The organism is Actinacidiphila paucisporea (assembly GCF_900142575.1).
Classification (GTDB): domain Bacteria; phylum Actinomycetota; class Actinomycetes; order Streptomycetales; family Streptomycetaceae; genus Actinacidiphila; species Actinacidiphila paucisporea.
The window spans coordinates 179,506-191,158 of the sequence record NZ_FRBI01000015.1 but is presented as its reverse complement, the minus strand read 5'-3'; the positions used below and the strand labels follow the sequence as shown (position 1 = coordinate 191,158).

8 protein-coding genes are annotated in these 11,653 nt (G+C 70.4%); 3 read left to right on the top strand and 5 right to left on the bottom strand.

Annotated elements, in window-relative coordinates; all coding sequences use genetic code 11:
• Window positions 1–405 precede the first annotated feature (405 nt).
• Window positions 406–1,047, top strand: coding sequence for a hypothetical protein (locus BUE44_RS22415; RefSeq protein ID WP_073500767.1), 642 nt, complete (start codon window positions 406–408; stop codon window positions 1,045–1,047).
• A gap of 55 nt (window positions 1,048–1,102) precedes the next feature.
• Here BUE44_RS22415 and BUE44_RS22410 read toward each other — a convergent pair whose 3' ends face one another.
• The 4 genes from BUE44_RS22410 to BUE44_RS22395 form a co-directional block, all read right to left on the bottom strand.
• Complete coding sequence (locus BUE44_RS22410; protein ID WP_073500766.1) at window positions 1,103–2,626, bottom strand: glycoside hydrolase family 43 protein; 1,524 nt, start codon at window positions 2,624–2,626, stop codon at window positions 1,103–1,105.
• Window positions 2,627–2,790: 164 nt separating this feature from the next.
• The gene (locus tag BUE44_RS22405; RefSeq protein ID WP_073500765.1) at window positions 2,791–3,900 is read right to left on the bottom strand and encodes an SGNH/GDSL hydrolase family protein; all 1,110 of its coding nucleotides are present in this window, start codon (window positions 3,898–3,900) and stop codon (window positions 2,791–2,793) included.
• A 70-nt stretch (window positions 3,901–3,970) separates the two neighbouring features.
• Window positions 3,971–5,452, bottom strand: a complete 1,482-nt coding sequence (locus BUE44_RS22400; protein WP_407640043.1) for an arabinofuranosidase catalytic domain-containing protein — start codon at window positions 5,450–5,452, stop codon at window positions 3,971–3,973.
• Between the two features lie 94 nt (window positions 5,453–5,546).
• Window positions 5,547–6,752, bottom strand: a complete 1,206-nt coding sequence (locus BUE44_RS22395; protein ID WP_200804487.1) for a poly(ethylene terephthalate) hydrolase family protein — start codon at window positions 6,750–6,752, stop codon at window positions 5,547–5,549.
• Window positions 6,753–7,474: 722 nt separating this feature from the next.
• Between BUE44_RS22395 and BUE44_RS22390 the strand changes: the two genes are divergently transcribed.
• Window positions 7,475–8,188 carry a FadR/GntR family transcriptional regulator gene (locus BUE44_RS22390; protein WP_073500763.1) on the top strand — a complete coding sequence of 238 codons (714 nt, stop codon included), beginning with the start codon at window positions 7,475–7,477 and terminating at the stop codon, window positions 8,186–8,188.
• Window positions 8,189–8,273: 85 nt separating this feature from the next.
• Here BUE44_RS22390 and BUE44_RS22385 read toward each other — a convergent pair whose 3' ends face one another.
• Window positions 8,274–9,314 (bottom strand): LacI family DNA-binding transcriptional regulator, encoded by a 1,041-nt coding sequence (locus tag BUE44_RS22385; RefSeq protein WP_073500762.1) that lies wholly within the window; start codon window positions 9,312–9,314, stop codon window positions 8,274–8,276.
• Between the two features lie 306 nt (window positions 9,315–9,620).
• On the opposite strand from BUE44_RS22385, the gene BUE44_RS22380 reads away from it, so the two are divergent.
• The gene (locus BUE44_RS22380) at window positions 9,621–11,369 is read left to right on the top strand and encodes an amylo-alpha-1,6-glucosidase (RefSeq protein WP_073500761.1); all 1,749 of its coding nucleotides are present in this window, start codon (window positions 9,621–9,623) and stop codon (window positions 11,367–11,369) included.
• Window positions 11,370–11,653: the final 284 nt, after the last annotated feature.

Genomic DNA, 11,653 nt, shown 5'->3' with positions numbered 1-11,653 from the left:
ACCTCCAACTCCTCTACCAAGGCAAATCCCCCTCAGCAAACGGCCCCTACGACCAACTCCCCTGGCGACCCGGAGTCCTCACCCTCCAACACTGACCTGCCGGATCCGGTTGACCGCGACCGGGTGAGGTCCGCCGGCGCGTAGCCGGGTCAGCCACGGTGTGGTCAACCCGACCCACTGAACGGTACGCATCACATCGAGGAACCCCAGCCCTGAATCGGCTGGGGTTCCTCCTCTTTGGGGTCTCTCAGGGTGAGTACGGGCCGAGGCACTGCTGCTGTCGGCCTACTCTTAGGGTTCGGTCGGTGCACGCAGTGCCTCCGCCGGTGCGACATGTCTTCCGCGCCGGCGGCGAACGCCGACCGGTGTCATCCCCACACGCACAGGAAAGTGAGCTGAACTGCCATGGCGGACAACGCCACCCTGAAGTCCCAGTACCTCGCCCAGATCGAAGCCGACTTGGAGCGCACGGCCAAGGAGAAGCAGCGCCTCTCCACCGACCTGGCAGCCCTGCAGGAGCAGTTGGCGACCCTCGAACAGGACCACACCCTGCTCCTCGGGGTGCAGCAGGCCCTGGTCGCCGCGTCGTCCTCCCCCGCGCAGGAAGCCGAACCGGCGGCCGCGCCCGCGGACCTGCCCACGGCCGCCGTGCCCAGGCCCCGCAAGCCCGCGGCCGCCCCCCGTACGCCCAAGCAGGCCACCGCCAAGCAGGCCGCGGCCAAGCAGTCGGCCGCCAAGACGAAGACCGCGTCCGCTCCCCGTACCGGCACGAACACCTCTTCGCAGGCGCCCACCTTGGTGGAACTGGTCGTCGCCGACCTCACCGGGCACAGCGAGCCCCGCTCGGCCGCGGAGGTCACCACCGCACTCGCCGGCGCCCACCCCGACCGGAAGATCCAGACGACCGTGGTGCGCAACACTCTCGAAGCCCTGGTCGCCAAGGGACAGAGCCTCCGCTCCAAGCAGGGCCGCTCCGTCTACTACTCGGCCACCCAGACCGCTCCGGCCGCCGGCACGACCGCCGACACCGCCGCAGCCACCGCCTAGGCCGGCACCGCCCCTTCGACCGTCGGGGCCGCGCCGGCACGGGCGGTACGGGCCGTCAGGCGGAGGGGGCCGGCTCGTAGTCGAACCAGTCGAAGGCGACGGCGCCCTCGGTGGTGTACATGCCGATGACGCGGCCGGTGAAGCCGGTGGCGACTTCGGTGGACAGGTAGCGCCCCTCGAGTTCGGCGAGCGGCTCCGCGCCGGGGGCGTCGGGGTCGCCGAGCCAGAAGGCGAGGGTGTCGGGCCCGGTGGGCTCGATACCGGCGAATTCGGGGGACGGCGACACCATGTCGGTGGTGCGGACCGTCACGGTGAGGGTGAGCGGGCCGGGTGGCACGGGGCGGCGGGCCACCGTCTGACGCAGCGGGCCGATACGCGCGACGACACCGGCCTCTCCCCCACCGACCTCCAGGTCGTAGTGGTGGGCCTCGTCCATGCGCACGCTCAGGCCGCCGCGCCCGGTGCCCGGGTCGAGCAGGACTGTGGCGCGGCAGTCGTGGTGCTGCTGACGGCGGCCGACGAAGGTGTGGCCGGGGCGGTCGAGCGTGGGGCCGGTGGCGGTGAGGGTCAGCCAGCCCGCGCGCTCGTCCAGCGACCAGGAGCCGTCGGGCCGGGCGTAGGGCGAGATCCAGTGCGGTGCGAGTGCGGGCGCGTCGAAGTCGTCGCGGGCGGGCAGGGCCGGGAAGGGGTGCCAGGCGCCGGCGGGCGCGGGGTGGCGCTCGGGCACGGGTGCCACGACGGGCCAGCCGGTGCCGTCCCAGTCCATCGGGGCGAGGAAGGTCTCGCGGCCGAGCACCTGGAAGTTGGGGGTGTAGCCGCGAGGCCGGGTGCCGAGCAGCACCATCCACCAGCTTCCGTCGGGCGCCGTGACCAGGTCGGCGTGGCCGGTGCTCTGGATGGGCCGGTCGGTGGCGCTGTGGGACAGCAGCGGGTTGGCGGGGGCGCCTTCCCAGGGACCGCGCGGCGAGCGGGCGCGGGCGAGGGACACGGCGTGGCCGCGCTCGGTGCCGCCCTCGGCGATCAGCAGGTACCACCAGTCGCCGACGCGGTAGAGGTGCGGGGCCTCGGGGTACTTCAGGCCGGTGCCCGACCAGGTGGGGAAGGGTCCTTCCAGCACCTCGCCCTTGACCGGGTCGATCCGGGCGAGGTGGACGCCGGGGACGGTGAAGGCGCACCAGCAGGTGCCGTCCTCCTCCCACGCCAGGTCCGGGTCGATGCCGGGGAGGTCGATCCACACCGGGTCCGACCAGGGGCCTTCGGGCCGGTCGGCGGTGACGATGAAGTGGCCGCCGCCGCTGACGTTGGTGTTGATCACCCAGAAGCGGCCGTCGTGATGGCGGATCGTGGGGGCGTAGAGGCCCCGGGAGGCCATGGTGCCGGGCAGCGGGAGCGGCAGCTGCCCGGGGCGGTCGAGCACGTTGCCGATCTGCCGCCAGTGCACCAGGTCCTTGCTGTGGAAGAGCGGCAGGCCGGGGAAGTACTCGAAGCTGGAGCACACCAGGTAGTAGTCGTCACCGACCCTGCACACGCTCGGATCGGGGTGGAATCCTGCGATCACAGGGTTGTCATATGTCCGCACGGGGCGTGGTCCCTTCACAGTGCCCGGGCTTGCCGGTCTTACGGTGGAGCTCGGGTCAGCGTAGACGCCGGTGTTCCGGGAGGGTGCGGCGGTGCGGTCCCGTGGGCGGTCAGGTGGCGGTCACGTCATGGTCAGCTCGTGCTCAGGTCGTGCTCAGGTCGTGGTCAGGTCGTGGGCAGGCTCCACTTCTGGTTGGCGTTGCCGTTGCAGTCCCATATCTGGAGCTGCGTGCCGTCGGCCGTCGACGAGGCCGGGTCGTCGAGGCAGCGCCCGGAGACGGGATTGCGCAGCCCGCCGTTGTAGGCCTGCCAGACCTGGTTGGCGCCGCCGTTGCAGGTCCAGATCTCCACCTTGGTGCCGTTGGCGGTCCCCTTGCCGGTGACGTCCAGGCACTTGCCCACGGCGCGCAGGGTGCCGTCGGGGTAGGCGGACCAGGCCTGGGCGGGGGCGTTGTCGCAGCTCCATATCTGTACGTGGGTGCCGTCGGCGCTGCTGCCGCCGTTGACGTCGAGGCACTTGCCGGCGATCCCGGACAGCACCGGGCCGCCCGTGGACACCGGGGCGTGCAGCCAGCCGGCGCTGTCCGCGGCCTGGACGCCCCGGTGGAAGGCGTCGGCCATCTTCTGGTAGCCCCCGTCGTTGGGGTGCAGGGAGTCGGACAGGTCGGCGCTGGTCAGCGCGCTCATGTCCACAAAGCCGACGTGCTTGCCGGCCGCCTGCTCGCTCTGCACGATGCCGGGAACGGCCTGGTTGAAGGCGGCCCGGTGCTGCTCCTCGCCCGAGCTGGTGGACACGATCAGCGACGCCAGCAGCACGGTGGCGTCGGGTACGTCGGCGGTGATCTGGTCGACCAGCGACTTCAGGCGGGCGGTGGCCGTGGAGACCTGGTAGTTGCCGTTGAGGTCGTTGGTACCGATCTCCAGCGTCACGACGTTGGGCCGGTAGCGGGCCAGCGAGGCGTCCGCCAGGGCGGCGATCTGGTCGATGCGGTATCCGGAGTGCCCCTCGTTGTCCGGGTCGGACATCGTGCCGCCCCGCAGGGTGCCGACGAAGTCCGACGGGTGCCCGTCGGCCGTCAGCTCGTTGTACAGCGGGCCCCGGTAGCCGTTGCCGTTGCTGCTTCCGACACCCCAGGTGATCGAGTCGCCCAGTGGCATCACGCGCAGCGGCGTCGTGGCGGCCGCCGGGGCCGCGGCGGCCGCGGCCCCACCGGCCGCCGCGGCCAGTACGGCGGTGGCCAGTGCCATCAGGAGTGCGGGCAGGGATCTTGTCATCGTTTCACGCTCCGGTTCGGGGACTGCCCGTGGCCGGCGTCGGGCCGGCCACGGGCTCGGGCCGATCAGGTCAGCTGAGGTTCCACTGCTGGTTGGACCGGCCGTTGCAGGTCCACAGCTCGGCCAGGGCGCCGTTGGCCGTAGAGGCGCCGGTGACGTCCAGGCACAGCCCGGACTGGGTCGCCGTGACGGTGCCGTTGGAGTTGACGCTCCACTGCTGGTTCGCACCGCCGTTGCACTGCCACGTCTCGACCTTGGTACCCGGTGCGGTCTGGTTGCCGTAGACGTCCAGGCACAGCTGGCTGCCACCGGAGTAGACCGTCAGCTGACCCGAGGACGTGCGCGTCCAGGTCTGGTTCGCCTGACCACTGCAGTCCCAGATCTGCACCTGCGTACCCGCCGTCGTCGACGAGTTCGGCACATCGAGGCACTTGCCCGCACCCACCGCGTGCAACGCACCCGTCGTACCCGTACCACCACCACCGGATCCGTAGGCGACGGAGTTGATGTTGGTCTGGACGGCGTTCTCGGTGGCGTCGGAGGGGTAGCCGGAGGTCATGACGCCCTCGTAGAACGTGCCCTGGGCGCCCTTGCTGTTGTCGCCGCCGGTGCCGAGGATGATCGCGCCCTGCTTCTTCATCGGGTTGTAGCCCGACACGTTGGGGCGTACGCCGTCGTAGAAGGTGGACAGGCCGCCGGACTGCGCGTTGCCGCCGCGGATGGCCCAGTGGTTGGGGCCGCCCTTGATGATGGCGGTGGTGTAGCGGTAGTTGATCGTCGGGTCGTTGGAGTTGAGGTGCTGGTTGACGCCGGAGAAGAGGCCGTTCTCCAGGTCGGCCATGATCCAGGGGCCGTTGCCGGAGCCGTAGCCCCAGACCTTGATGTTGCCGAAGTAGATGGCTTCCATCGTGCCGTTGCCGTCGTCGTTGTTGTTGGTCTCGGCGTTGCCGTAGTCGAAGCAGCAGCCGCCGTTGTAGTGGGTGCCGTCGAAGATGGCGTACATGCCCTCGGGGTTGTCGCCGGTGGCGATGCCGTTGGTGTGGTTGTTGCGGTAGCCGGTGCCGGGGGCGACGAAGACGCCGTAGGCCTTGTGGCCGCCGACCGTCGTCGGCGCCGCGGTGGCGTTGGCGAGGTTGTCCGGGCCGCCGGCCGCGCTGCCGGCGGGCGCCTGGGTCAGGTTGTTGCTCCGCCCGGACTGGTCGTAGATGACCGTGATCACGCAGCTCGTGCCGGAGCAGAAGGAGTCCTGCGCGGACGCGTCGGCATACCCGCCCGGGCTGAGCAGGCCGACGTCCCGGGTGGTGTTGTCCGAGGAGCGCCGCACCTGGTAAAGCGGCCCGCTGTACGAGGAGTACAGCGCGCGCGTCGTGCTGTGCGCCGCCACACACGGCGTGCCACCCGACGCGTAGATGTCACAGGGCAGCGAGCCGGCCGCCTGCGAGGTGTGCGTACCGCCGACCAGGACACCGGCGACCAGCGCGACAACCGCGCCGGCGGCCAGCAACCACCTTCTGAACTGTTGGCGGAACGAAGCCGTCACCGAAAGGGACACGATCATTCTCCTTGTGGGGGTCAACAGGATTGATAGCGCTAACATTCGCGCCCGGAACCACAGGCCCGCTGATTGGGGCGCTGTGGTCCGGCCCTCAGGGGCTGGTGCAGGTCAGCGAGGGCGCCGACGGTGTGCCGTTGGCGAGGAACCCGAAGGTCGTCGAAGCCGACGGCTGGAGGGTTCCGTTGTAGTCGGCGTTCCGCACCGTGGCGGTGGCGCCGCTGGTGGTGAGGGTGCCGTTCCACACCTGGGTGATTGCCTGCCCGCTGCCCAGGGTCCATCGGACGGACCAGCCGGTGAGGGCCGCGCCGCCGGCGGTCACCGTGACCTGGCCCTGGTAGCCGCCGGACCAGGCGTTGACCGTGGCGTAGGTCGCCGAGCACGCGGCGGCCGGAGGCGTGGTCGGGGACGTCGGGGGTGTGCTGGTCGGCGGCGTGGTGCCGCCGCCCGGCAGCACGTACGGGCACTTGCTCCGGTAGATCGAGATGCCGCTGGAGTCCGCCAGGCTCGGGCACAGGAACTGGGTGTACCGGCTGTCGTTGTCGACGAACATCTTGAGCCAGGGGATCAGCAGTCGCATCTCGGTGCTGTTGGGGTGCGTGTAGTAGACGTGGTCGGCCCCGGCGATCTGCACGAAGTCGCTCTGCGTGGACGCCGGCAGCGTCGGGTACAGGCCGTCGAGGTACGAGGGGGTGACCACGGTGTCGTTCTGCCCGCCGATGACCATGGTCGGCACGCGGTCGGTGGACATGTTCTGCGACGGAGAGAACGGCGCGAGGGCGACCGCGGCCTTGAGGCCGGGGCGACGCTCCGACGCGCTGACGACACCGCCGCCGCCCATGGAGTGGCCGATGACCGACAGGCGGTCCGGATCCACGAGGCCACGGACCGGGCTCTGCTGGACGAGGTAGTCGAGCGCGGCCAGGAGCTGCGTTCCCCGGGCGACGTCGTAGTCCGTGCGACTGTTGGTTTCCAGGCCGATGACGACGAACCCGAACGACGACAGCCACGGGCCCATCCAGGCTTCCTCGTCGGCGAACGCCGCGGTGTAGCCGGGCACGATCGCCACCGCGCCCCACGTGCCCTGGCTGCTGTCGGTCGGGTAGTAGATGGTCCCGCCGTTGAAGCCGTTGCCGGGAGCCACGCTCACCGACGCCGTGGCGAACGGCCCCCGGGAGGCGGCCACGCTCGCCAGGGTGGGGGCCGGCCCGCGCTGGTAGGGGTTGTCGGCTGCCGCTGCCGTCTCAAGGGTGAGGACGGCCGCGATCAGCCCGGCGACGGCCAGCAGAGCGGCCAGCACCGTCCGCAGTGGCCGGCCGCTTCGAAACACCGCATCCGGCCTGCCCGTTGGCGTGCCGCCGGGCGCAGGCATCGGATGTCGCATGGACCCAGGTGAGGTCATGGGTTGAACTCCGATATGAGGTGGGGGGAGGTGACATGGGTGGGCGTGGGGAATGGCGCGACATCCCATGTTGCTCTAGAGATCGCATGCGCTTCGGCCCGCTGTCAATGCCCGGGACACGCGTCAAGACATGAACGCGAAGGGCGGACCGGAAAGTCTACGCGCGCCATGTGCTGGGAAAGCGCAGTTCAGGGCAAGTTGCGCTCGGTTGCTCGCACAGGACCGCAACCTTCACCGGAGAAACGAGTGGTGGGTGATCCATCCCATGTCGTCGCTGCCCTGCGGACAGCGGGCAGGGTCGACTCGGCCGTGCCGTCGGGCTCCCCCCCGTCCGCCGACCCGGGCACCGGTGCGACCCCCTCCCGGCGGATGCTTCCCCAAGCGGTCAGCATGAACGAGGGGCGCGGACCGGAATCCTTTACATAGGATGAATTCGGTGAGTTCACCTCCGTCTTTGACGGGTGGCGCGACAGCGAATCTGCCGAGCCGCCCGTTCTACCTGCTGGTGAGGCCGGAAAATCCGTCCTCCCGGAAGGCCGCCCATTGGGCGAGACCTTCTCATACATGGGATGAACCTGATAACCTGCTGCCGGTGAGAATTGGGGAGAGTGGTCCGTTACATGTCTTTGACCGACAAGGCCATCATGCGTATCCGGGAGCTCATCCAGTCGGGTGAGCTCCTTCCGGGAGCCAAGCTGCCCCCCGAGCAGCAACTGGCGGCGGAACTGGGGCTTTCCCGGAACCTGACGCGCGAAGCAGTCAAGGCACTGGCCGTCGCCCGGGTGCTGGAGATCCGCCGCGGGGACGGCACTTACGTGACGAGCCTGTCCCCGGCGCTGCTTCTGGAGAGCCTCAGCTCGGCCGTCGAGTTGCTGCGCGGTGACACCTTGCTGGAACTGACGGAGGTGCGGCGGCTGTTGGAGCCGATCGCCACCGGTCTGGCCGCGAGCCGGATGTCCGACGAGCACCTTGCCGACATCAAGTCCCACCTCGACGCGATGACCCGTGCCCGGGATGACGTCGAACTGCTCAACCACCACGACGCGGCATTCCACCGAGCTGTGATCGCGGCCGCCGGGAACAGCACTCTCGCCTCACTGCTGGAGGGCATTTCCAGCAAGACGGTCCGGGCCCGGGTCTGGCGCGGACTCGTCGACGACGACGCCGGCGCCCGGACCGTCGCCGAACACCAGGCGATCTACGCCGCTCTGGCCAGCGGGAATTCCGCGCTCGCCCAAGCGGCGGCGCTGGTGCACGTGAGCACGACGGAGCAGTGGCTCAGGGAGCACTTGGAGCAGGACACCGACGCCGAGCCGGCCGTGGCGATCCCGTAACCGGAGTCACCACCGGAGCGATCGGCCCGACGCGCCGCCATGTCCGTGCGGGTCAGGGTCCGTTGCTCAAGCCGTCGACGGCGTCTCACACCTGCGCGGCCGCGTGTGCGCTCCGGTCCGCCCGGGCGGCCCCGGTGCTCGATCGCAGGGAGATCGGCGGGGAGAGCAGGATGTGCCGAGGGGGCGTCTGCGGAGCCGCGATGCGCTCGATCAGCAGGGAGACGGCCTTCTCGCCCATGTCCTGCGCGGGCACGTCGGCCGCGGTGAGGGGCGGGCGGAAGTCCTCGGCCCACGGGCGCCCGGCGACGCCGGTCACGGAGAAGTCGGACGGCACGGCCAATCCGGCATCGGCCAGGGCCCGTTGGATTCCCGGCAGGGCGGCCTCGTTGATCGTGGTGATACCGGTCAGGCCGGCGCGGTCCCGCAGGAGCCGCTCGACGCACTCCTGTCCGGAGCGGGCGTCGTCACCGCACATGACCTCGACCCCTTCCATGCCGCGCTCCCGGATGGCCGCCGTGAAGCCTTCCTGCGCCCGCCGCGCGGGACCGTAGCCCGCGGTGACGAGCTCCGGGGAGCGGCTGACCAGCGCCACGTGCCGGTGGCCCAGATCCGCCAGGTGGTGGACGGAGTGCCGGATCAGGCCGGCGTAGTCGATGTCGATCCAGCACATCTGCCAGTCGTCGTCGGTGTGCCCGATCCCGACGTAGGGCAGTCCCGCGCGGTGCAGCCTGCCCACACGGGCGTCCTGGAGGCGGATCTCCATCAGGATCACCCCGTCGACGCGGCTTTCCGAGACCAGCCGCTCGAAGGACCGGTCGTGGTCGCCGCCCGAAGGTGACAGGAGGACGTCCAGGTCCACCCGCGCCGCGGCGTCGACAACGCTGCCGACGAATTCCAGCTGCATGTGGGTGAGCCGGCTGCCGGCCGGCGGGATCACCAGGCCGATCGTCCGGGTCCTGCCCTCCTTGAGCGCCCTGGCGGTCGCGTTGGGCCGGTAGCCCAGCTCGTCGATGACGTCCTGGATCCGCTTGCGGGTGCCGGCGGAGACGGGGCGCTTACCGCTGAGCGCGTACGACACGGTGCTGCGGGACACGCCGGCGCGATGCGCGATCTCCCCGATGTTCATGCGACTCCTCACCCCTGGTGCCCGCCAGGTCATGCTACCTGCCGCGAATCGGTTCGCGAGCGATTACCCGGGTACGGGTCGAGGTCGCCGCCGTGGCCCTGGAGCCGCTTCACGGCTGCACCCGGACGTCGTTCCTACGCAACGCCACGCAGTGGTCTTGACTGCCGTCGGGGCACGCCCTACGTTCGCAGTCGAATCGATTCGCCGCCTCTGCACAGAACTGGGCAAGGCCCGATTCACCGCGTCGACCGCTTCACCGTCCCGGCACGTGTCGAAGACCCCGGACAAAGGATCGAGTGCCCGTCGATGACCGTCACATCCCACGGCCCCGCTTTCAGCCTCCAGGAGATCCCGTTCAGCCACCACGGTTCGTGGTTCGACATCTCGCCGGTCGTCGCGCAGCACACCCAAGCCCCTGACCTGCACCTGGTATCCCATCAGAACGGCATGCACCCCGTCCTGCGCCTCGTCCCGCTGCACCCCGGCACCGGTGACCGCGCGCGCACCGGCTGGGACGCCGCCCCGGCCGTCCTGACCTGGCGCGGCGACGGCGGGCGGATCGACCTCACCTACGAGAGCGCCGACACGGTCCGGTTGCGCGGGCAGGACCTCGACCTCATGGTCGTCCCCGCAGCCGCGGACCTGACGTCCTTCAGCGGCACCTACTTCCACCGCGACCCCGTCGACGGTTCGTACCAGTTCACTTCGTACGAGACCGGGCGGCGCTACCGGATCACCCCCCTCGCGGGCGCGGTGGCGGAGTCCGTGGGCCTGGAAGGCCTCGGCGGCGCCTCCCGCCGGCTCACGCTGTCCGGTCCGGACGGATGGGAGGCGGCGATCGAGGAGATCGACAGCGCCCGCGCGCCCTATGCCGCACGCGACGGCTTCCCCGCTCTCGTGCACCGCGGCGACCGGTCCTTCCGCGACTTCGCCGACGCCGTTGCCGCACTGCCCGCCGAGCGGGCGCCGGCCGCCGAACTGGCCGCCTACGTGCTGTGGTCGGCCACCGTCCGCCCGGCGGGATTCCTCCGCCGTCCGGCCGTGCTGATGTCCAAGCACTGGATGGACAAGGTATGGAGCTGGGACCACTGCTTCAATGCCCTCGCGCTGGCGCCGGGGCTGCCGGACCTCGCCTGGGACCAGTTCCACCTCCCCTTCGACCACCAGGACGAGACCGGCGCCCTGCCCGACTCCGTCACCCATTCGGAGGTGCTCTACAACTTCGTCAAGCCGCCCGTCCACGGCTGGACGCTGCGCAGGCTCCGCGACCGCCTTCCGCGGCAGCCGGGACCCGACCGGCTGCGGGAGACCTACCGGCGCCTCAAGCACTGGACGGACTTCTGGCTCGTGGCACGCACCGCACCGGACCAGGCCCTTCCGCACTACCAGCACGGCAACGACAGCGGGTGGGACAACGCCACCACCTTCGACGCCCACCGCGTCCTGGTCACCGCCGACCTCGCCGGCTTCCTGGTGCTCCAACTGGCCGAGCTGGCCGAGCTGGGCAAGGAACTGGGCCTCACCGATGAGGCCGAGCGGTATCTGCGCACGGCCGAGTCCGTCCAGACGGCGCTGTTCGAGCAGTTGTGGTCAGGGAGCCGCTTCCGGGCGCGTTCACCGCACACCGGGGAGGCGTCCACCAGCAGAAGTCTGCTGGACCTCATGCCGATTGTGCTGGGGGAACGGCTGCCACGCGAGGTGAGCGACCGGCTCGCCGACCGCATCGCCTCCCACCTCACCCCCTACGGCCTGGCCACCGAGCACCCCGACTCGCCGCACTACGAGTCCGACGGATACTGGCGCGGCCCCATCTGGGCGCCGTCCACCGTCCTCATCGAGGACGGTCTGCGCCGCGCCGGCCACACCGGCCTCGCCGACGAGGTCAGCCGCCGGTTCCGGGGACTGTGCGAGAGATCCGGGTTCGCCGAGAACTTCGACGCCCTCACCGGCGAAGGGCTGCGCGACCGCGCCTACACGTGGACCGCCAGCAGCTATCTGCTGCTGGCCGACGACCACCACCGGCGCCTCACCTCGGCCGGGAGGGCGGTCCTCTGACCCTCCGTCCGAACGACCCGGCCGACTCGCACGGGATACGCACAACGCATTGACGCTCCCCAGGCGTTGACCTAGAGTGCCGCGAAACGTTCGTGAAACGTTCGAAAGTTTCGGCGCGATCGCGCACATCCCAGGCCCGCGTGTCACCAGCGAATGGGGCGAGATGAATGTTAACGCTCACCCGGGTGCCTACCGGTTCTCCGCTTGCCGGTGACGGTCGGTCCGGCAGCGTGCCGGCCGGTGTGCTGACGCGCGGACGTCACTCTTCCGCCCCGGCCGAGCGG

What these genes read in the sequence shown, in the direction of transcription:
- BUE44_RS22415 (WP_073500767.1), top strand. Translation starts at nt 406, where the DNA reads ATGGCGGACAACGCCACCCTGAAGTCCCAGTACCTCGCCCAGATCGAA.
- BUE44_RS22405 (WP_073500765.1), bottom strand. Translation starts at nt 3,900, where the DNA reads ATGACAAGATCCCTGCCCGCACTCCTGATGGCACTGGCCACCGCCGTA.
- BUE44_RS22390 (WP_073500763.1), top strand. Translation starts at nt 7,475, where the DNA reads ATGTCTTTGACCGACAAGGCCATCATGCGTATCCGGGAGCTCATCCAG.
- BUE44_RS22385 (WP_073500762.1), bottom strand. Translation starts at nt 9,314, where the DNA reads ATGAACATCGGGGAGATCGCGCATCGCGCCGGCGTGTCCCGCAGCACC.
- BUE44_RS22380 (WP_073500761.1), top strand. Translation starts at nt 9,621, where the DNA reads ATGACCGTCACATCCCACGGCCCCGCTTTCAGCCTCCAGGAGATCCCG.